Below are 21180 nucleotides of genomic sequence, written 5' to 3'. Positions count from 1 at the left end.
ATAACTGACACAAGGCGACTATCTGATGCTGGCTAGAAGCCGGTCGGAGTCGAGGCGCCCTCTGGACAGAGGTTCGCGTCCGATGACGGCCCGACGCTGCGGCGCCCGGGGCCGCTCAGCCTCTCGGCGGCAGCGTCTCCCCCAGGGCGTCGGCCAGTTTCGGGTGGCGGAACGCGTGCCCGTGGGCCTCGAGCGCGGCCGGGCGCACGAGCTGGTCGGCCATCACGAACTCCTCGTTCGCCTGCTTCCCCAGCAGGAGCTGGGGTCCCAGCGCCGGGGTGGGCACGATCCGGGGCCGGTGCAGTGCGCGGCCGAGCTCGCGGGCGAACTCCCGCTGGCGCACCGGCTCTGGGGCCACGGCGTTCACCGGCCCCTCCAGACCGGCGTCGACGACTGCGAGGGCGTAGATCCGGGTGAGGTCCTCCAGCGAGATCCAGGACAGGTGATTGCGCCCGCCGCCCAGCGGGCCGCCGAGCCCGGCCAGGTACAGCGGCAGCTGGATCCGCAGCATCCCGCCCAGGCTCGTCATGACCACGCCCGTGCGGAGGCTGACCCGGCGCACGCCCAGGGCCTCCACACGGGCAGCCTCCGCCTCCCAGTCGCGGCAGACCTCGGCCAGGAAGCCAACGCCTGAGGCCGAGTCCTCGTCCAGCTGCTCGTCGCCGCGCTGACCGCCGTAATAGCCGATCGCCGAGGCGCACACGAAGGCCTCCGGGCGCACGGAGGCGGGCAGCTGCTCGCACACGTCGGCGATCAGCCCGGTGGAGGACAGCCGCGACTCGCGGATGGCGCGCTTGCCGGATTCCGTGAGGCGGCGCGCGATGCTCGCTCCGCCCAGATGCACGACGACGTCCGCCCAGGCCACATCCGAGGGATTCAGCTGCCCCGTGCCCGGGTGCCACGAGACCTCGTCCTCGCGCTGGGCCGCTCGCCGGACCAGTCTGCGCACGCTGTGCCCACCGGTCGAGAGCATGGCGGCGACCTGGGAGCCCACGAGCCCCGAGGCCCCGCCGATCAGCACGTTGAGCCTGCGCCCTCCGCTGATCCCGTCGAGCTCATCGTGGAAGTCCAGATCCGCGCGCAGCTTCCTCGAGCGCGCGCCGAATGTGGCCTCCAGCGTGGGACGCATCGCGGAGGCGACGAACCCTGCCCTCTCGCCCAGGCGGCCCGGCAGCGGCTCATAGTCGATCCGGTCGGTGATTAGCGTCCCGCCGTCCTCATGCGCGGCGAAGGTGTGCGTGTGCTCCCAGCTGCTCAGCGGGCCGCGCACCATCCGATCGACGAACGAGTGCTGCGTGGGCCCGGGCTCGTGCTCGCTGACGAACGGCACGCGCACCGACCCTGCGGTGCCCGGAGCGCTGGTGCGCAGATGGGCCCGTGAGCCCGTCGACAGCGGGGGCCAGGACTCCTGCAGCACCGTCTGGGCCCACTCGGGACTCAGCCGGGTCAGGGCCCCGGCACGGCAGTGCCAGTCCCAGACGGTCTCCAGCGGATGCTCGAGGACCTCCTGATGGTGGAAGACCGCCATGTCGCACTCCTTCCGGCTCGGGTCATCGGCCACGGGGCCGATCCCCTCAGTGTCCTCCGTGCGCGGCGACGGCGCCAGCCGCCGAGCCGTGGGCCGGCCCGGGCGAGGCGATCCCGCAGATGACCCAGGCCCCCGTCCCGACGCGCGGCGTCGGAGCGGGGGCCTGGTCCCTGCGGGGCTCGGGAGGACTCAGCTGCGCTGATCCGGGTCCGGGGCGTCCGGCGAGGGCATGGTCGACGGCGAGGAATCCGGCTGAGGGCCGGGCAGATCGCCGGGCACCGGCGTGAGATCCTCCGCCGGGTCCGTCTCCTGCGGAGGAGTCAGCACGGAGGCCGTCGAGTGCAGGGTCGAGTAGTCCAGGAACCCGAGGTGGGACTCGAAGCGGTCCAGGACGTCGTCGATGATCTGCTGGCGGGTCACGCTCATCAGGTCGTAGCCCTCCGAGCCCGTCTGCGTGAAGACCTCGAGGCGGAAGTAGCGCTCGGGGTTCTGGCCCATGCGCGCGCCCACCATGGGGACGTTCGTCTCCACGGCCGCGACCTCGTAGCGGAACGGGCGCTGATCACCCATGGCCACCTCGATCGACGACGACGGGATCTGGTGCTCGGTCAGCTCGTTGACCGCCATGGTGGCCTCGTAGCCCTGCTTCTCGAACTCATGGGCCACGTCACGCAGCGACGGCTGCACGGTGCCAGTCACGAACTCGACGACCTGGCGCTTGGACGGGTAGGAGCGCAGGTTGGCCAGGCGCTGGCGCCAGCTGCGCTCGGGGGCGTGGCCGCCGCTGGCGGCGGTGTTGGACCGACGCAGCTCACGGCCCTCGCGGTCGGCCTTCTCCATGCGCAGCGCCTTCAGGAAGGAGGCCATGATCAGGTAGGCCACGATCGTCACCGGCAGGGCGAAGATCAGCGTGGCGTACTCCATGGTCGTCACACCGCCGGCGATCAGCATCGCGATCGTGAGGATCGCGGTGAGCACGGCCCAGAAGATGCGCAGCCACTTGGGGCCGTCGTCGGCGGGGTCCGGGATGGTCGAGGAGTAGTTCGACATGACCATGGCGCCGGAGTTGGCGGAGGTCAGGTAGAAGAGCAGCCCGGACAGCGTGGCCAGCCCGATCAGGAAGGTCGCCCCCGGGAACATCTCCAGCAGCGCATACCAGCCCTGCTCGGGGCTGTTCATGGACAGCTGGGCGAACTCCTCATTGCCGTTGACCATGACCTCGTGCAGCGCGGAGTTGCCGAAGATCGTCACGATGAGGAAGTCGCACAGCACCGGCGCGGTGATCGCGGCGAGCACGAACTCGCGCAGGGTGCGACCGCGGGAGATGCGCGCCAGGAACAGGCCCACGAACGGACCCCAGGCCAGCCAGAAGGCCCAGAAGAACAGGGTCCAGGAGCCCATCCACTCCGCCCCGTCCGGGTTGTAGCCCATGGTCTGCAGCGTGCGCTCGGGCAGGGTGAAGATGAACCGGCCGATGTTCTGCACGATGCCGTTCATCAGGAACGCGGTCTGCCCGAAGATCAGGATGTAGACGAGCATGGCCGCAGCGGACCAGATGTTCAGCTCGGAGATGATGCGGATGCCCTTGTCCACGCCGGAGGTGCAGGCCGCGATCGTGAGCACCACGGCCACGATGATCAGTGCGATCTGCAGCCCGAGCCCGTCGGGGATGCCGAACAGGGTCGAGAAGCCGACGGAGAGCAGCACCACGCCGATGCCCATGGAGGTGGCCACGCCGAACACGGTGCCGACCAGGGCGAAGATGTCGATGACATCGCCGGTGGCTCCGCGCACGCGTTTGCCCAGCAGCGGGTACAGCGCCGCGCGGATCGACAGCGGCATGCCCCAGCGGTAGGCGAAGTAGCCCAGGGCCATGCCGATCAGGGAGTACATGGACCAGCCGGCCACGCCGTAGTGGAACATGGTCCACACGACCGACTCCTCCGCGGCCTCGAGGCTGCGCGGGTCGCCGTCGATCGGGTGGATGAACTGCGTGATGGGCCCGGTCACCGAGTAGAACAGCATGTCGATGCCCACACCGGCGGCGAAGAGCATAGCCAGCCAGGTGAAGAACTTGTACTCGGGACGCGAGTGATCAGGTCCCAGGCGGACGGAGCCCTCCTTGGAGAAGGCCACCCACAGGACGAAGCCGATCACGAGGGTCACGGTCAGGACGTAGTACCAGCCCAGATTCTCGGCGATCCACAGCACGATGCCGTGCATGGTCTCCCGAGCGCTGTCCGGGGCGGCCATCGCGAAGGCGGAGAACGCCAGGATCGCGCACGCCGCGATCAGGAACACCACCCAGTTGACCTGCGGGCCCCTGTCCTGCGTCAGTGCGGAGTATCCGGCCGAGAGCTCCGAGGAGGAGACGGGGGCCCGCCTCTCCTGGCGCTTGGTCTCGCGCTGCTGGTCCTTGTCCGTGCCGCCGAGGCGCTGGCGGTCCAGCGGCGTCCGCTGTCCCCCTTCACCTGCTGTCTTCACCTGCTCGGATTCGCTCACGCAGTGCTCCCTTCGCTGGATTCGAGTGCTCGGGACGAACCGCAGGAGCGTGCGTGCCAGCGCCTCATCCAGAGGAGATCACGACTGCTATGGGGAGATTCCCAGGCAACTCCTACGATTCGAGCAACCTGGTGATGGTATGGGGAATATCTGGAAACAGCCAGGTATCCAGGTCGAGTGTGAGCGGCCTGACCTGTGGATCAGCCCCGCCGGTCAGCTTGCGGGGCGCGGCTCGGTCGGGTCTTCGCCCGCACTGTCGGGGCTGGCCGCCTGGCCCGTCGCAGCGTTCGTGTCCTCGACGACGGCCGCCCAGGCAATGCGCAGGGCCTCGAGCAGCACCTCCGGCGGCTGCGCACCGGAGACCGCGTATCGGGACTCCAGCACGAAGAACGGCACGCCCTGCACTCCCAGGCTGCGGGCCACCGCCAGATCGTCCTGGACGGCCTGACGCCAGGTGCGCTCATGCAGGGCGGAACGGGCCTGCTCGGGTTCCAGCCCGATCTCCGAAGCCAGGGCCACCAGGACGTCGATGTCGTCCAGGACCTTCCCTTCCGAGAAATAGGCCCGGAACAGCCGCTGCATCATCTCGCGGCCCTTGCCTCTGGCCTGGGCGAAGTGCGAGAGCTCATGGGCCCTGCGGGTCGACGACGACTGCACCCGATCCATCGCGAAGTCGATCCCGACCTCGCGACCGCGCTCGATCACCGGATGATTCATCTGATCGACCTGCTCGAGGCTCATGCGCTTGTGCTGCGCAAGCATCTCGATCATGGGCATGGTCCGACCCTCCGGGAACTCCGGAGCCAGCAGGAAGGAGTGGTAGACCACGCGCACGGCATCGCGGTGCTCGAACTGCTTCAGCGCCAGCTGCAGATGCCGGTCGCCCAGGCAGCAGAACGGGCACATCACATCCGACCAGATGTCGATGCTCAGGGTGCCGGGCTCGGGTGCACTCAGGGGAGAATCCATGTCCGGGACACTACCGTCGGCCGCGACGGCAGCCGCTCAGCCCTGCGGGGCAGAATCGGCGCCTGCGGGTGCATCCTTCACCAGGGAGAGCTCGAACTCGAGGGTGATCTTGTCCGAGACGAGCACGCCGCCGGAGTCCAGCGGGGTGTTCCAGGAGACGCCCCAGTCCTTGCGGTCGATGCGCCGCGAGCCCTCCAGGCCGGCTCTCAGCTGCCCGAACGGATCGGTGTCCACGCCCAGCAGCTCCAGCGGCACGGAGATCGTTCGGGTCACGCCCCGGATCGTAAGCTCGCCGGTGACGATGAACTGATTCTCGTCCACCTCATCCACCGCCGTGGAGTCGAACTCGATGGTGGGGTGCTGCTGCGCATCGAAGAAGTCGGCACTGCGCAGGTGGGCATCGCGCTGAGGACTGCGGGTGTCCACGCTGTCCACGCTCAGCACGACGCTCACCTTCGAGCGCGACATGTCCTCGGCGTCCAGCTGCGCGGTGCCCGAGACGTCGTTGAAGGCCCCTCGGACCTTGGTGACCATCGCGTGGCGCGAGGAGAACCCCACCCGGCTGTGGGTCGGATCGATGCTCCAGGTACCTGTCAGCTCGCTCTGAGCGCTCATGTTCGTCTCCCCTGCCTGCGTCGTAGCTGCGCGGGCGACCAGACCCGCTCCCCCATCGTAGGACCGGGCCCCACCCCGATAGCACCTTATCGGTCCCCAGTTCAGGGGCGCTCATCTGCCCTGTGAACTGGAGCGATGCATTACCGGGCAGTCACGGGGACCCGCGGCCGCAGCGCCCAGTCGGCTAGTCTCGGTATATGAGAAGCCTCCTGTCATTCATCCTCAACATCATCTGGTTCCTGACCGCCGGATGGACCCTCTTCCTGGGCTACGCGCTGGCCGGGATCCTGGCCTGCCTGCTGATCGTGACCATCCCGTTCGGGCTGGCGTCGTTCCGCATCGCCGGATTCGTCATCTGGCCCTTCGGCCGCGAGGTCATCACCACCCGGCGCGCCGGTGCCTTCAGCGGGCTCGGCAACATCGTCTGGTTCGTGATCGCCGGCTGGTGGCTGGCTCTCGGCCACGTCGTCACCGCAGTGGCCCAGGCGGTCACGATCATCGGCATCCCGCTGGCGTGGGCGAACCTCAAGCTGATCCCCGTGACCTGCTTCCCGTTCGGTCGCGAGGTGGTCCCCGCCTCGCAGCTGCGCGCACAGATGTACCCGGTCGCACGGGCCTGATCCCCGGCAATCTGCCGGTTGGTGACAGATGAGCACCCCATCAGCGCTGATGGGGTGCTCATCTGTCACTGATCGGATGCGGGCCGTCGAACCGACGGTCGGCTGGTGCCCCCACTGGGACTCGAACCCAGACTGAGCGGATTTTAAGTCCGCTGCCTCTGCCGATTGGGCTATAGGGGCTATGACAGGAGCCCCTCCCGCCGAGAGCGGGAGGGGCTCCTGCGCGCATCAGCTCAGAGCTTGACCTGCTTGCGCACGACCTCCTGACCGGTGGCGGTCTCGAAGTTCAGGCGAGGATCGCGCACGTGGCGGATCTGGGTCGTGTTGCGCCCGAAGACCATGTTGGCGGCCCACTCACTGAGGATCCGGAACTTACGGTCCAGAGTCGGCATGGCGTAGGCGTGGTAGCCGCGGTGCATGAGCCAGGCCAGGGGGCCGGAGAACTCGATGCCCTTGAGGTTGGCCGCGCCCTTGTACAGGCCCAGGCCCGCCACGGTGCCGAGGCTCTCGTGGTAGTAGTCCTCCAGCGGCTTGCCCTCTCGGGCGGCCAGGATGTTCTTGACCATGACCTTGGCCTGGCGGATGGCGTGCTGCGCATTGGGCACGCAGAAGCCGCCGGGGCCCTGGCCGGACAGATCCGGCACAGCGGCGTTGTCGCCGCCGGTCCAGGCGCCCTCGATGGGGCCGTCGTCGCCGGTGACACGGAGGTCCGCGCCTGCGCGGACGCGGCCGCGGTCGTCGACGGGGAACGGGGTGCTCTTCTTGAACAGCGGGTTCGCCTGGACACCGGCGGTCCAGATCAGGGTGTCGGCGTCGAACTCGCCGGCAGGGGACTTGTCCTGCATGTTGATGAGCTTGATGTGATCGTCCTCGGCGGAGTCCAGCGAGGTGTTCAGCAGGACCTCGACACCGCGCGAGCGCAGCTCGGCGACGACCTTCTCCGCACGGTCCTTGGAGACCTCGGGCATGATGCGCCCTGCGGCCTCGACCAGCACGAAGCGCAGATCGGAGACCTTCACGCGCGGGTTGCGCTCGGCGGCCTTGCGCGCCGCGTCCTCGAGCTCGCCGATGGTCTCGATACCGGCGAAGCCACCGCCGACCAGCACGAAGGTCAGGGCCTTGCGGCGCTCGGGGCCGTCCTCCATCTGGGAGGCGGCGCTGATGCGCTCGAACATCCAGTTGCGCACGGCCACGGCCTCCTCGATCGACTTCATGCCGATCGCGGACTCGCCGAGTCCGGGGATGGGGAAGGCGCGGGTCACGGAGCCGGCGGCGAGCACGATCTCGTCGTAGGGGACCTCGAAGACGGGGCCGTCGTTGATGGAGGCCACGGTGGCCACGCGCTTGTCGTGATCGATCGCGATGACGCGGCCCGACAGAGACTCGGTCTCCTTGAGGAACTGCTGGAAGGGCGCCACGGCGGAGCGCGCCTCGAGGCTTCCTGCTGCGACCTCCGGCAGGAAGGGCAGGTACATCATGTAGGGATTCGGATCGACGATCGTGACGATGCCGCCGGATTCCTTGATGCGCTTCTGGAGCCCCTGGGCCACGTGATAGCCCAGGTACCCGCCGCCCACGATGAGGATGCGATTACGGTCCTTGGCCAGGAAAGAACTAGACATGCTTTCGAGTCTAGTCATAGGCGAGCGCCGTCCTCACACCCGTTCCGCCGTGCGTCTCGAGAGTTCACGCACATCTCATCCGGGCCCCCACCAGACGGCGGGAGGAGGTACCGGGAGGGTCCCCCGCTCAGTCGCCGCGGCGCAGCAGCCAGCGGATGTGCCGCACAGCTCCGATCGTGATCACAGCGACCAGCAGCCCGAATCCGGCCAGCACGACGATCGGCAGCGCACCGGTCGAATTCAGCGGCTCGACGGGCTCCGGCGGCTGCGCCTCGATCGTCACATCCTCCGTCAAGGCAGGCCCGGAGGTCGTGGACGATGCGCTCGGGGCACTGTCGTGGCGGCGATGCACCTGGATCCACTGCTGCATGGAGCCCAGCGGCGAGTCCTCCATCTGCGGCAGGTCGGCGGTCACCGCCCGGTCCACGTCCAGGACCCCGTATCCGTAGAGCGGGTCCTTGCCGGGCTCGCCCTCGTCCCGCGCTGAGGCCGTGATCCGATAGGCCACCTCATCGGCGCTGAGCTCAGGGTGCTCCGAGCGGATCAGCGCCGCCGTGCCGGCCACGATGGGCGCCGATGCCGAGGTGCCCGTCCAGCTGGCGTATCCGTCTCCGGGCGTGGCTCCCACGAGCTGCTCCGCCGGGCCCGCCACGGCGATCGAGATCCCCTGCGACGACGAGTCCCAGCCGGCCTGCCCGTCCTGGTCCACCCCTCCGACGGTCAGCACGCTGGGGATGGTCGCCGGGGCTCCCACCTGCACCAGGCCGTTGCCGCGGTTTCCGGCCGCGGCGACGATCAGGACGTCCTTCTCCTCCGCGTAGGCGAACGCCGAGTCCCAGGACTCGGGCCAGGACTGCTGCGGGGAGCCCACGGACATGTTGATCACGTCGGCCCCATTGTCGACGGCCCAGCGCACGGCGTCCGGGATCTGCTCGTCGGTCGAGCGCACCCCGGCCTCGTCGGTGCCCAGCGCTGTGGACACGGCCAGGATGTCGGCCTCCGGGGCCACGCCGATGATGCCCTCGGCATGATCGGCGCCATGACCGCGCCCGGCCGCCACCGAGGCGACCATGGTCCCGTGATCGGGATCCGCGCCCAGCGGCTCCTGGCCGTTCTCGGCGCCGATCCCGGAGACGTCCGTTCCTCCCGCGACGGCGCCCTTCAGGTCCGGGTGCGAGCCGTCCACGCCGGTGTCGATGATCGCGATCGTGGCGCCCTCGCCGCGCGTGGTCTGCCATGCCTCGCGGACGCCGTAGTCCTCGAGCCAGTACTCGTCAGCGCGCGCCTGGGCCTCGGTGATCGCCGTGGGCTCGGCCGGCTGCGAGGGCTCCGGCACAGGGACCTCCGAGGGGTCCGTGACGGGCACGGACGGCGCGGGGCCGTCGGGCAGGGGGGCCTCCTCCGTGGCCTGGGCCGGTCCGGCCAGCAGCGCGCCGGCGAGGATCCCGCTGGCCACGACGGCCGCTCCCAGCGCTGCGGCGAGGCCAGAACCGGCCCGTCCGCCCGTGACGGAGGTGCGCTCGGGGGCTGAGGGGCTCATGGTCTGGTCCTTCGTGGACTCCGCGCGGCGGATCCGGGGCGGCAGCGGCACCGGCGACGTCAGAGCAGCGGTGCCTTCTGGGGGATGGTGGACAGGCGGGACAGGGCGATGCCGTCCAAAATATCGTGCTCGCTGGTGGTGACGGTGCTCACACGCCCGTCGGAGGCCTCGGCGACGCGCTGCAGGATGCGCCGCCACACCAGCGCGCCGCCGCCGATCACGTCGCCGCGCCCGGGATGCATGACGCCCAGGGCATCGCGCTGCTCGTGGGTCATGGCGATGAGCTCGCGGCAGGTCCGGTCGATCTCGGCGAGGGGCAGCTCGGCGCCGTTGATGCGCTGCTCGTCGTAGACCTCCATGCCCATGGCCAGCGCGGTGATGGTGGTGACGGTCCCGGCCACGCCCACGATCCTGCGGGTCTGGCCCAGCGGGACACTCAGCGCCGCGGAGTCCAGGGCGCGGTCCACATCCGCCAGCACAGCACGCTGCTGTGCCTCGGTGGGCGGGTTGGAGCCCAGGTGGCGCTCGGTCATGCGCACGCAGCCGATGTTCAGCGAGCGCGAGGCCAGGATCCCCGCCGAGCTGCCGAGCACGAGCTCGGTCGAGCCGCCGCCCAGGTCCACGACCAGCGTGCGATCGTCCTCGGAGGCAGGAGCGGTCACCATGGTGGCCCCCGCGAAGGACAGGGCCGCCTCCTCCTCGCCCGAGATCACCTCGGGGGCCACGCCCAGGCGCGAGCGGATGCCGTCCACGAACACGTGCCGGTTGCCGGCATCGCGCGTGGCCGAGGTGGCCACGAAGCGCACCGAGTCCACGGCGTGCTCATCGAGCAGGCGGGCGAAGCCGTCGACGGCCGCGAACGTGCGCTCCAGCGCCTCCTGGGCCAGCCAGCCTGTCGCATCCACGCCCTGGCCCAGGCGGACCATCTCCTTGGTGCGCACGAGCTCGTTCAGCTCGATGTCGGCCGGGGAGGCGCCCACGGCGTCGTCGTCGGCCTCCGTGATCAGCAGACGGATCGAGTTCGTGCCGCAGTCGATGGCTCCGACGCGCATGGATGCTCCTCGGTGGTTGGGTCTGAGGGGAGAGGGCGCAGCTCAGGACTCGCGCCAGGCAGGATCGCAGCGGCAGGTCTCTGGCGACCAGGTCTGCGCGATCAGCTCGAGCGTCTCGTCTCCGAGCAGGTTCACTCCGGGTCCGGCGGACAGCGAGTGCCCCACCAGCACGTGCAGGCACTTCACGCGGGTCGGCATGCCCCCGGCGGAGATGCCGTCGATCTCGGGGACCTCTCCGGAGCCGGCGATGGCGCCGATGCGCTCGCGCCGGGCCAGGTAGTCCTCGTGCGAGCGCTGGTAGGACGCCGCCAGCTGCTCGTCGGTGCCCAGGCGGTCGGTCATGCCGTACATGGCCCCGTCCGCCTCTAGCCGCGAGACGGCGGCGGTGATCACGGGGTGGGCCAGGTAGTAGACCGTGGGGAAGGGCGCACCCCCGGACAGCCGCGGGGCGGTGGCCGCCACGAGCGGGTTGCCGCAGACGCAGCGGGCCGGGATCTCCACCACATCGCGCACGGGACGGCCCAGCTGACGGGCCAGCACCTGCAGGTCCAGCTCCTGCGGACGACGGTTTGCGGCCGTGGAGTTCAGGCCGCGGGCCTCGGCCACGTCGACCCCGGCCGGGGCGATGCCGGAGACGGTCTGCTCCAGGCTCGGACGGGGGTGATCGCTGGCGGTGCTCTGCTGGCTCACGGATGTCCTCAGTCGGTGGTCTCGGTGGTGGGCGACGAGGAGTCTGCAGGCTCCTGCTGCGTCTCGTCGATCTGGGGGAACTGACCGGCGGAGTCGTCGGCGCGCTGCGGCCAGGCCGAGTCCTTGAGCGAGCCCCAGAGGGCGTCCGCCCATGCGGGCCTGCCTGCAGACTCCTCCACGGCGGAGGTGTCCGCGGCGCCGGTGCCGACCTCATCCGCCCCGACCACCAGGTAGGAGCGCTGGCCGGGCTCGACCATCATGAGCCGCTCCCCCGCCTGCTGCCTGATGTAGTCCGGGTTCTCCCACAGCTCGAGCTCGTCCTGCAGGGCATCGCGGTCGTCGGTCTTCTCCTCGATGCTGGCCTCCAGCTCGGCGATCTCCGCCTTCTGGTCCAGGTAGATCTTGGTCGTGGGAGCCGCCAGGAAGATGATGAACAGCCCGATCGCCACGGCCCACAGCACTCGGCGACTCCCCGACGAGGTCGTGAAGCGACGCAGGCTGCGCGCGGGGACCTCGTGGCGCTCGGCCGGGTCCTGCGCGGAGCCGCGCTCGGATCCCGGCGCGCGGTCCTCTGTGCGGTGATCGGACACGGATGCTGCTCCTGGCTCTGCGACGGTCTGCATGCTCGGGCGCGGTCCCTCCCCCTGCCGGGGCGCGGGTCTGGCAGCGTCGCGAGCGAGCGGGCCCAGTCTAGTGGCACCTCTGCGTGCTGCCCGCCAGGACCGGGGCACCGTCGAGGATGCCCTGCCGGGACGACGGACCGCCGCCGCCCTCCCGGGCAGGAGGACGACGGCGGTCAGGGTGCGGGCGGCTGCGCTCAGCCGCTCACGCGCGCTCTCAGGCCGAGAAGCGGGGGAAGGCGGAGACGCCGGCGTAGGCGGCGGCATCGCCCAGGGCCTCCTCGATGCGCAGCAGCTGGTTGTACTTGGCCACGCGCTCCGAGCGTGCCGGGGCGCCGGTCTTGATCTGCCCGGCGTTGGTGGCCACGGCGATGTCCGAGATCGTGGTGTCCTCGGTCTCGCCCGAGCGGTGGGAGACCATGCAGCGGAACGTGTTGGTCTGCGCCAGGGTGATGGCCTCGAGGGTCTCCGTGAGGGAGCCGATCTGGTTGACCTTGACCAGCAGGGCGTTGGCGACGTCCTCGCGGATGCCGCGGGCCAGGAACTCGGGGTTGGTGACGAAGAGGTCATCGCCCACGAGCTGGACCTTCTTGCCGACCGAAGCGGTGAGCTTGGCCCAGCCCTCCCAGTCGTTCTCGTCCAGCGGGTCCTCGATCGAGACCAGCGGGTAGTCGGCCACGAGCTGCTCGTAGTAGGCGGCCATGTCCTCGGCGGACTTCTTGCCGCCCTCGAAGGCGTAGGAGCCCTTGTCGAAGAACTCGGAGGAGGCCACGTCCAGAGCCAGGGCGATCTGCTCGCCCGGCTTGTAGCCGGCCTTCTTGATGGCATCCAGGATCAGGTCCAGCGCGGCGCGGTTGGACTCCAGGTTCGGGGCGAAGCCGCCCTCGTCGCCCAGGCCGGTGGACAGGCCGCGGTCCTTCAGCACGGACTTCAGCGCGTGGTAGACCTCGGTGCCGGCGCGCAGGGCCTCGGAGAACGTGGCGAAGCCGATCGGAGCGATCATGAACTCCTGGATGTCCACGTTGGAGTCCGCGTGGGAGCCGCCGTTGAGGATGTTCATCATGGGCACCGGCAGCACGTGCGCGTTGGGGCCGCCCAGGTACTTGTACAGCGGGAGGTCGGCCTCCTCCGCAGAGGCGCGGGCCACGGCCATCGAGACGCCCAGGATGGCGTTGGCGCCGAGCTTGGACTTGTTCGGGGTGCCGTCCAGCTCGAGCATGACCTGATCGACCAGGCGCTGATCGGTGGACTCCATGCCGATGACGGCCTCGGCGATCTCCTCGTTCACGGCCTCGACGGCATCCAGGACGCCCTTGCCCAGGTAGACGCTCTTGTCGCCGTCGCGGCGCTCGACGGCCTCGTGCTCGCCCGTGGAGGCCCCCGAGGGAACCGCCGCACGACCGAAGCTGCCGTCTTCGAGGCGGACCTCGACCTCGACGGTGGGGTTGCCGCGGGAATCGAGGATCTGACGTGCGTGGACGTCGATGATCATGGCCATGGAAGGTCTCCTTCGCTCGGTGCTGCGGAAAACAGGCCGGGGCGTCACGCCCGGACCCGGTGCTTCTGCTGACGAGCCTATCGAGAAGGCTCTGCCACGGACATCATTATTGCCTGAGCTTCCGCTCAGTCCTGCGGGAGCCGTCCCGGATCGCGCTGACGCGCCCACTGCGCGCTGTGCTCGCGCAGCGCCCGCTCGGCGTCCAGGCCGTCTGCCGAGGCCCTGCGCACCAGCTCGAACAGGGCCTGCCCCAGCTGCTCCTGCGTGCGCGGGCGGTCCTCGCTCTGCTCGGAGGGCGCCTGCGGCTCCAGCCCGTGGCGCCTGGCCTTGGAGAGGATCTTCTCGGTGCGCTGCAGCGCGGGCAGCCCCGGCGGCACGCCGTCGAACGGGCCCGTGCGCTGGGGCTTCTCGGCCCGCTTGAGCTCCTCCCACCGGGCGTGCAGAACAGCGTCATCGGAGGCCTCCGCCTGCTCGGCGTCGGCGAAGACCTCCGGATGGCGGCGCACGAGCTTGTCGCTGATCCCCTCCACGACGTCCTCGATGTCGAAGCCGCCCTGCTGCTGGCCGCGCTCCTGGGCGATCCTGGCGTGGAAGACCACTTGGAGCAGGACGTCGCCGAGCTCCTCCACGAGCTCGTCGCGGTGGGCCTCCGGTCCGCCGGGGGCCTCGACGGCCTCGACGACCTCGTAGGACTCCTCGATGAGGTGCTTCACGAGCGAGGCGTGGGTCTGCCGTCCGTCCCACGGACAGCCCCCGGGCGATCGCAGGCGGTCCATGATCGCCAGCAGCCGCTCGAAGGCCGCCCCGGGCCCCTCCTGCTCCGGGTCCGCACTCACCAGGCGCCCCCGGATTCGTCCTGCTCCTGGGCGGCCATCATGTCCCCCAGGCCCAGCGGGATGCCCGAGCCGCGCACAGCGTCGAACTGCGCCCCGATCCGGGCCTCCAGGGCCACGCGCTGATCCAGCGGCAGGAACGCCGACTGGGCGGCGTTGCGCTGCAGGGTCTCGACGTCATCCAGCGAGAACCCGTGCAGGGCCACGAGCTCGCCGAGCTCGGTCGTGAGATCCGTGCCGGAGACGAGCCGGTTGTCCGCCCCGAGCACCACGCGGAAGCCCGCCCGGTGCAGGAAGCCGATCGGGTGGCGCTGCGTTCCGGGGCCCAGGACCCGCACCAGGTTATGCGGCGGGTCCCAGGCCGCGACCGCACCGGTCTGGCTGTTCGAGCGCGGGCAGACCTCCAGCGCGATGCCGCGATCGCGGACCCAGCGGGCCAGCTCGCCGAGCTCGATCGAGACGTCGTCGTCCGGGGCGTCCGACAGCGCCACATCCTCGACCAGGCGCACGCCGTGGCCCAGGCGCAGCGCGCGGCCGTCGACCACGGCAGAGCGCAGGGACTCCAGGCCCGCGCCCTCGCCCGCATGCAGGGTGACCGGCACCAGGCTGCGCGCCAGCAGATCCAGTGCTTCCTGGTGCCTGCTGGGGGCGAAGCCCTCCTCCGGTCCGGCCAGGTCGAAGCCCAGCACGCCGCCGGGCTCGTCCGGGGCGAAGCGCTCGACCGTCAGCTGCGCGATCTCGAGGCTGCGATCGGCCTGGCGCATGGCGCACAGCAGCTGACCGGCGGAGATCTCCAGGCTCTGCTGCGCGGCCAGGGCCGCGCCCTCGACCAGGCCCTCGCTCACGGCGTCGACGGCCTGGCCCAGGCTCAGGCCGCCGGCCACGTGCTGCTCGGGGGCCCAGCGCAGCTCGGCGTGGATCACGCCGTCTGCGGCCAGGTCCTCGACGGCCTCTCGGGCGGCCCGGCGCAGCGCCTCGGCGGACTGCAGGACCTCGAGGATCACGGAGAAGGTCTGCAGGTAGCGCTCGAGGGAGCCCGAATCGGCGCTGACGCGCATCCACTGCTCCAGCTCAGCGGCGGAGCCTGCCGGCACCTCGGTGCCTGCCGCCTCCGCGAGCTCGAGCAGGGTCTGCGGGCGCAGACCGCCGTCGAGGTGGTCGTGCAGGCTGATCTTGGGGAGGGAGCGCAGGACCCCGCCGGCCGAGCCGGCGGGGTCCTGGCTCCCGGGCTGACCGGCGGGGCCGGTGCTCGGGATCTGCGTCATGGGATCAGTAGTTCCAATCCTGGAGGGCGTCGTTCATGTGCTGCGGGATGTTCGCGCCGGTGCGCGGGTACATCCGCAGCTCCTCGACGTAGTTCTGCGAAGGCAGGCGGTTCTCGTAGCGCACGAACGCCTCCTCGTCGTCGTAGTCGAAGGAGACCTCCGGGGGGATGCCCGGGCGGAAGCGGAACATGATCGCCAGCGGGGCGCCCTCGCCCTCGACATACGAATCCTGCTTGAGCGCCTGGACCTGCAGGTCCTCCTCGGGGATCAGGTCGAACGTGGAGCGCTGGTCCCAGAAGCCGCCCTGGCGCACGTGGGTCAGGGCGTCGTAGTAGGTGCCCAGCGTGCGCACGCGGATCAGCACGGTCGAGACGTCCCGGGCCGAGCCGTCGGCGCCGAACAGGCGCTTCTGCGCACCGGCCACGCGGCGTGCGATCTCCTTCTGGGCCAGGACCTTGTTGCCCTGGGCCAGATCCTCGCCCCCGGAGGCCTGCTCCGCGGCCCGGTACGACGGGGCCACATCGGCACCGCTGGCGATCGTGGGGGCGCCGGCGCCGTCCGCGCCGGAGACCGACTGGGCAGCAGCGGCACCCGTGGGCGCTTCGGCCGTGGAGCGCTGCGCGCTGCGGTCATCGCGCCACTCTTCGTGATCCACGTGCGACGGGACCTGCTCGCCGTCTGCCTGCGAGGACTCGGCCCCCGAGACGCCGGCCACCTGCTCGCCCGTGCCGGAGCCGGCGGCGGACTGGTGGCCCGCCGTGCGCGCGACCGACTCCTGGACCTCGCGGTCCACCTCGATCGGCTCCTGGCCCTGCTCGCGCGGGGCCAGGTTGTCGACGGTGCCGTCCTGGGTCAGCTGGCCCTCGGGCACGCGCTGGTCATTCGAACCGCCGCTCGCGACGCCTGCCGCACCGGCGCCGACCGCGGCACCTGCCGCGGCGCCGGCGGCACCTGCGCCCGCAGAGCGCTGCTCGGTGTCTGCCTCCTGCGCCTCGGCGCCGCGATCCGGGGTGCCCTGCGCGGCGGTGCCGGGAGCCGCGGAACCCGCGACCTCGGTGTCCCGGGCCTCGGCAGCCCGGGTCTGCTCGGTCTGGGCAGGCTCATCCGCCTTGGCCTCGTCGGCCAGGGCCTCGGACTCGCGACGACGCTCCTGACGGGACTCGGCGCTCAGATCGGCCTGCTCCTCGGCCGCCCCGGTCTCCTGCGTGCGGTCCTGGTCGGCGGCGGCCGACTGATCGCTGCTGCCTGCGGCTGCGGTGGCGCCGGCAGCCGTGGCTCCGGTGCGGGCGCCGTCCTGCGCGGACTCCTCCGACCGGTCCTGCGAGGCGGAGTCGCCGTGCGCGGAGCCGGCCTGCGCCGAGCCGCCTGCGACCCGGTACTCCTCCGTGCGGTGCTCGGCGGCGGGGAAGTCGTAGTCGACGCTCACGCGACGACCATCAGCCTCCGGAGCCCCCGCGCTGATCACGACGGTCTGCCAGGCGCCCGTGGACGAGTTCATGGACTCGGTGTAGAGGGCGGCGACGTCATCGAACAGGGGCGAGGCCTGATCGACCACGCCGGAGTCGGTCTCCGGGGAGCCCCCGGCCGCGGCGCGCTCGGACTGGTAGCTCATGGTCGAGCCGCGCTGGACCAGGGTCAGCTTGGCGCGCTCGGCGCCGTCGACGAGCAGGCCGTTGACCAGGCTGCGCAGCGGGCCGGACTCCGGCAGCTGCTGCGCCGCACCGGACGCCTCAGCGCCGCCGGGCTGCGTCTGCTGGACATCCGCGTCCGCTGTGCGCGGCTCGGTCTCGGGGGTCCGCTTCCTGCTGAAAAGTCCCATCATGTCCTCCAGGTCGTCGGTCTCGTTCCGCCGGATCGGCGCACCGCCGGCACTGTCTGCCACCAGACTACAAGTCGCCTCTCACAAGTCCCCGAATTCCACGACGCCGAGGACCACATCGGACCGGCCCGAGGCCTGCGGCTGGGCAGGGCCCACGGCGATCGCCTCCCGAACGAGCTGCTCGGCCCGGTCGAAGGCCTCCGGGGTGTCCGTCATGAGCGTGGCCAGCCGCTGCCCGGCTCGGACCTGCTCGCCGCGCTGCACATGCAGGAGGACTCCGGCCCCGGCCTGCACCGGGTCCTGGCTGCGCTGCCGACCGGCGCCCAAGCTCCAGCTGGCCGTGCCGATCCCGAGCGCCTCGATGCCCTGCACCGTCCCGGCCTGCGGGGCCACGACCTCCTGCTCGTGCCGGGCTCGGGGCAGCTCGGCATCGGGGTCACCGCCCTGCGCGGCGATCATGCGGCGCCAGCTGTCCATGGCTCGGCCGTCGACCAGAGCCTCGGCGGGGTCGGCGTCGACCCCGGCCAGGGCGAGCATCCGCCGGGCCAGCTCGAGCACCAGCTCGACCAGATCCCTCGGTCCGCCCCCGGCCAGCACCTCGAGGGACTCCTGCACCTCGCAGGCGTTGCCCACGGCCCGACCCAGCGGAGCGGACATGTCGGTGAGCACCGCCGAGGTCGGCAGACCGGCGTCGCGGCCGAGCCCGACCATGGCCCGGGCCAGCTGCTCCGCGGAACTGCGGTCCTTCATGAACGCACCGGAGCCGACCTTGACGTCCAGCACGAGGCCGCCGGCGCCTTCGGCGATCTTCTTGGACATGATTGACGAGGCGATCAGCGGGATGGAGTCGACCGTGGCCGTCACATCGCGTAGGGCGTAGAGGCGCCGATCGGCCGGGGCCAGATCACCGCCTGCCGCGCACACGACCGCGCCGACGTCCTGCAGCTGCCTCAGCATCTGCTCGTGGGTGAGCTCGGCCCTCCACCCGGGGATGGCCTCGAGCTTGTCCAGCGTCCCGCCGGTGTGCCCGAGTCCGCGCCCCGACAGCTGCGGCACGGCCACCCCGTGGGCGGCCACGAGCGGGGCCAGCGGCAGCGTGGTCTTGTCCCCCACGCCGCCGGTCGAATGCTTGTCCACGCTCGGGATCGACCGCCCGCGGCGTGACAGCCCGATGAAGTCGAGGCGGGTCCCGGAGTCGATCATGGCCGCGGTCCAGGCCGAGGTCTCCTCCCGGTCCAGGCCCCGGAACCAGATCGTCATGGCCAGTGCGGCCATCTGCTCCTCGCTCAGCACCCCGCGGACGTAGGCGTCCACGGCCCAGCGGATCCGCGGCTCATCCAGCCGGCCCCCGTCCCGCTTGGCCCGGATGACGTCCACGGCAGCGAACGGCTCGCGGGCTGGGGACTGCTTCTGCGCGCTCACAGGACGAAGGCGTCCGGGAGGACCTGGTCCATGGTGCGCAGCCCGCTCACGGTGAGCAGCTGCAGCTGCTCACCGCCGTGCTCGTGCAGCAGCTGGCGGCAGCGCCCGCACGGCATGAGCACGGAGCCCTGACCGTCGACGCACACGAAGTGCGTCAGCCGCCCGCCGCCGCTGGCGTGCAGGGCGCTGACCAGGCCGCACTCGGCGCACAGCGTGAGCCCGTAGCTGCCGTTCTCGACGTTGCATCCGGAGACCGTGCGGCCATCGTCCACGAGCGCGGCCGCTCCCACCCGGAAGCGCGAGTACGGCACGTAGGCGTGCTCCATGGCCCGGCGGGCCTCCTCGATCAGCCCCGCCCAGGGCTGCTCGGCGATCAGCTCCTCCAGCCGTGCGCCTTCGATGCTCTCGGTCATCTCCTGCTCCTCCTCGTCTCGACGGCCGCGCCCCGTGCTGTGCGGGCCCGGCCGTGACGCCTCAGCCGGCGTCCTCCTGGGATTCGATCTCCAGCTCGCCGTCGATGATCTGCTGGCGCAGCCCGGCGACCTCGGCGGCCAGCTCCGGGCCCACGCGCTCCTGCTGGTCGTGGTGATCGGCGATGCCCACTCCCCCGTTCTCGAGGGTCCCCACGTAGGGGTCCAGATCGAGTTCACCGTCCTCCAGGTCGCGCACCAGCGACTCCACGGGCCCCGTGAGGTCCTTGAGCACCGAGGTCAGCTGGTGCGATCGCTGGGCCTCCGGCAGAACGTCGTAGCCGTCGGTGTCGATCCAGATGAACAGCGCCTGGTCCGTGCCCTCACCCGTGGCGGCCACGGCCTGCGCGGTGCCCTCGGAGGCGCCTCCGGCGGCCGGCAGGACGATGTCCGCGCCGTCGTCCAGGAAGCCCTCGGTGACCTCCCGGGCGCCCTCGACGTCCTTGAACGAGCCGAGCATGGTGCCCTCCTGCTCCTGCCGGTCCCAGCCGAGCAGCTCGACGTCGTCGTCCTTCTGCTCGTTCCAGTGCTCGACGCCCTCCGCGAAGCCGTCGAGCACGAGCCTCACCCGGGGGATGTCCTCGCCCCCGAAGGCCGCGACCGTGCCGGTCTCGGTGGTGCCTGCGGCCAGGTAGCCGGCCAGGAACGCGGCGGTGCCGGAGTCGAAGCTCAGCGGCTTGACATTGTCGAGGCCCTCGCCTGCGGAATCGTCCACGGTCGCGAAGGCGGCCTGCGGGTTCTCGGCGGCGACCTCCAGGGCGACCTGCGACAGCGGCTGCCCGTTCGCGATCGTGAGGTCGCAGCCGCTCTGGACCATGGAGCGCAGCGCAGGGTCGGACTCGGCATCCGAGCCCACCACGGACTCACGGGTCGAGACCCCCGTGTCACGGGCCGCACGCTCGAGCCCCTCGTGCGCGCTCTGATGGAAGGTGCGGTCCTTGAAGCCCTCTCCATCGGCCACCATGCAGACGGTGGCCTCCTCCGCCGCGCCGAGCCCGGAGTCCTCCGACAGCTCGCCGCAGGCGCTGAGCGCGAGCGCGCTCAGACCGACCGCGCAGGCGGCTGGCACGGGACGGCGGAGGGACATGGCTGCTTCCGGGTGCTGTGGGGAGGGCGATCGCCTGCAGTCTACGTTCCCGCGCCGGGTCGGGTCGGCTGCCGATCCTCGATGATCCGCTGGCGCAGCTGCCGCAGCTCCTGGGCGGTCTGCTCGTCCACGCGATCGGCCTGATCGTGGAAGTCCCCCAGGGCCACGCCGCGGTTGGCCAGGGTGCCGGAGTAGTCCTCGGCCTCGACCCCGGGGCTCGCGTACTGCGTCATCACGTCGGCGACGGCGTAGCCCACCTCCTTGAGCACCGAGGTCAGCTGCCGAGTGCGCTGCTCGTCGGGCAGCACGTCCCAGCCGTCCATGTCGACCCACACGAACAGGGCATCGTCGTCCTGGGCGATCGTCTCGGTCGCGCCCAGCCCGGCGCGCCCAGCCACCGGCATGATGACATCGGCGCCGTCGTCGAGCTGTCGGCGCGTCAGGGCGGCAGCGGCCTCTGTGCGGGCGAAGTCCCCCACGAAGTCCCCGGTCCGCTTGCGCGGATCCCAGCCGATCAGCTGCACGTCGTCGTCGTGGACCTGGTTCCAGTGCGCGATCCCCGCAGCGTAGCCGTCGAGGAAGTCGTGGACCTCCGGGATGTCCTCGCCGCCGAAGGCGCCCACGCGCCCGGACTCGGTGACCGATGCCGCCGCGTATCCGGCCAGGAAGCCGGGCTGGGAGGCGTCGAAGACGAGGGTGCGCACGTTGGGCCGGTCGATGGAGTCGTCGTCGATGATCGCGAAGTCCTGATCGGGGTGCTGCTCGGCGGCGGCATCGACCTGCTCCACGAGAGTGGAGCCCATGGCGACCACCAGGTCGCAGCCGTTGGCCGGGTCGGCCATCTCCTGGAGCAGCTGCTCGGCCTCGCGCGGCGAGTCCGACTCCTCGGTGCGCACGTCGATGCCCAGGGAGGCCTCGAGCACCTGGCTGGATTCGTGGATGTCCTGGTTGAAGCTGCGGTCGCCGAAGCCGCCGCTGGAGCCGAGCACGCAGCCGGTGAAGTCGGCCGCGGCCCCGGGTCGGGCCGC

18 protein-coding genes and 1 tRNA gene are annotated in these 21180 nt (G+C 70.9%); 1 reads left to right on the top strand and 18 read right to left on the bottom strand.

The window, feature by feature from the left end:
- Nucleotides 1–115: 115 nt before the first annotated feature.
- The 4 genes from M3E84_RS06905 to M3E84_RS06890 all read right to left on the bottom strand — a co-directional run bounded on the left by M3E84_RS06905 (nt 116) and on the right by M3E84_RS06890 (nt 5614).
- Nucleotides 116–1528, bottom strand: coding sequence for a TIGR01777 family oxidoreductase (locus M3E84_RS06905; RefSeq protein WP_259895482.1), 1413 nt, complete (start codon nt 1526–1528; stop codon nt 116–118).
- A gap of 189 nt (nt 1529–1717) precedes the next feature.
- Nucleotides 1718–4030, bottom strand: coding sequence for a choline BCCT transporter BetT (gene betT / locus M3E84_RS06900; RefSeq protein WP_259895481.1), 2313 nt, complete (start codon nt 4028–4030; stop codon nt 1718–1720).
- 213 nt (nt 4031–4243) lie between these two features.
- Nucleotides 4244–4999: a DsbA family protein gene (locus M3E84_RS06895; RefSeq protein WP_259895480.1), complete on the bottom strand. Its 756-nt coding sequence runs from the start codon at nt 4997–4999 to the stop codon at nt 4244–4246.
- Between the two features lie 36 nt (nt 5000–5035).
- The gene (locus M3E84_RS06890; protein ID WP_259895479.1) at nt 5036–5614 is read right to left on the bottom strand and encodes a YceI family protein; all 579 of its coding nucleotides are present in this window, start codon (nt 5612–5614) and stop codon (nt 5036–5038) included.
- Nucleotides 5615–5811: 197 nt separating this feature from the next.
- On the opposite strand from M3E84_RS06890, the gene M3E84_RS06885 reads away from it, so the two are divergent.
- Nucleotides 5812–6234 carry a YccF domain-containing protein gene (locus tag M3E84_RS06885; RefSeq protein ID WP_058871401.1) on the top strand — a complete coding sequence of 141 codons (423 nt, stop codon included), beginning with the start codon at nt 5812–5814 and terminating at the stop codon, nt 6232–6234.
- 103 nt (nt 6235–6337) lie between these two features.
- Here the strand turns inward: M3E84_RS06885 and M3E84_RS06880 are convergent.
- From M3E84_RS06880 to M3E84_RS06815, 14 genes are all read right to left on the bottom strand, one after another.
- A tRNA-Leu gene (locus M3E84_RS06880) sits at nt 6338–6414 on the bottom strand.
- 53 nt (nt 6415–6467) lie between these two features.
- Nucleotides 6468–7856 carry an NAD(P)/FAD-dependent oxidoreductase gene (locus M3E84_RS06875; protein WP_259895478.1) on the bottom strand — a complete coding sequence of 463 codons (1389 nt, stop codon included), beginning with the start codon at nt 7854–7856 and terminating at the stop codon, nt 6468–6470.
- Nucleotides 7857–7983: 127 nt separating this feature from the next.
- Nucleotides 7984–9396 carry a S8 family serine peptidase gene (locus M3E84_RS06870; RefSeq protein ID WP_259895477.1) on the bottom strand — a complete coding sequence of 471 codons (1413 nt, stop codon included), beginning with the start codon at nt 9394–9396 and terminating at the stop codon, nt 7984–7986.
- 59 nt (nt 9397–9455) lie between these two features.
- The gene (locus tag M3E84_RS06865) at nt 9456–10448 is read right to left on the bottom strand and encodes a Ppx/GppA phosphatase family protein (protein ID WP_259895476.1); all 993 of its coding nucleotides are present in this window, start codon (nt 10446–10448) and stop codon (nt 9456–9458) included.
- A gap of 42 nt (nt 10449–10490) precedes the next feature.
- Nucleotides 10491–11054, bottom strand: coding sequence for a DUF501 domain-containing protein (locus tag M3E84_RS06860; RefSeq protein WP_259895504.1), 564 nt, complete (start codon nt 11052–11054; stop codon nt 10491–10493).
- A 92-nt stretch (nt 11055–11146) separates the two neighbouring features.
- Complete coding sequence (locus M3E84_RS06855; protein ID WP_259895475.1) at nt 11147–11728, bottom strand: septum formation initiator family protein; 582 nt, start codon at nt 11726–11728, stop codon at nt 11147–11149.
- 247 nt (nt 11729–11975) lie between these two features.
- A complete protein-coding gene (eno, locus tag M3E84_RS06850) occupies nt 11976–13256 on the bottom strand; it encodes a phosphopyruvate hydratase (protein ID WP_259895474.1) in 1281 nt (426 codons plus the stop codon).
- A 125-nt stretch (nt 13257–13381) separates the two neighbouring features.
- Nucleotides 13382–14092 (bottom strand): MazG family protein, encoded by a 711-nt coding sequence (locus M3E84_RS06845; RefSeq protein WP_311200448.1) that lies wholly within the window; start codon nt 14090–14092, stop codon nt 13382–13384.
- A complete protein-coding gene (locus M3E84_RS06840; RefSeq protein ID WP_259895473.1) occupies nt 14089–15354 on the bottom strand; it encodes an adenosine deaminase in 1266 nt (421 codons plus the stop codon). The genes M3E84_RS06845 and M3E84_RS06840 overlap by 4 nt, the downstream gene beginning before the upstream one ends.
- Nucleotides 15355–15358: 4 nt before the next feature.
- On the bottom strand, nt 15359–17236 hold the full coding sequence (locus M3E84_RS06835) for a hypothetical protein (RefSeq protein WP_259895472.1): 1878 nt from the start codon (nt 17234–17236) through the stop codon (nt 15359–15361).
- Nucleotides 17237–17254: 18 nt separating this feature from the next.
- Nucleotides 17255–18595: a thymidine phosphorylase gene (locus M3E84_RS06830; protein WP_259895471.1), complete on the bottom strand. Its 1341-nt coding sequence runs from the start codon at nt 18593–18595 to the stop codon at nt 17255–17257.
- Entirely contained in the window at nt 18592–19008 is a 417-nt protein-coding gene (locus M3E84_RS06825) for a cytidine deaminase (protein ID WP_259895470.1), read from the bottom strand. The genes M3E84_RS06830 and M3E84_RS06825 overlap by 4 nt, the downstream gene beginning before the upstream one ends.
- Nucleotides 19009–19069: 61 nt before the next feature.
- On the bottom strand, nt 19070–20152 hold the full coding sequence (locus M3E84_RS06820) for a BMP family ABC transporter substrate-binding protein (RefSeq protein ID WP_259895469.1): 1083 nt from the start codon (nt 20150–20152) through the stop codon (nt 19070–19072).
- A gap of 41 nt (nt 20153–20193) precedes the next feature.
- A partial coding sequence (locus tag M3E84_RS06815) for a BMP family ABC transporter substrate-binding protein (protein ID WP_259895468.1) occupies nt 20194–21180 on the bottom strand: 987 nt, incomplete at its 5' end.

Source organism: Kocuria sp. p3-SID1428 (assembly GCF_025149945.1).
Lineage (GTDB): Bacteria > Actinomycetota > Actinomycetes > Actinomycetales > Micrococcaceae > Kocuria.
The sequence above is the reverse complement of the archived record's forward strand: the minus strand, read 5'-3'. Positions and strand labels throughout refer to the sequence as shown.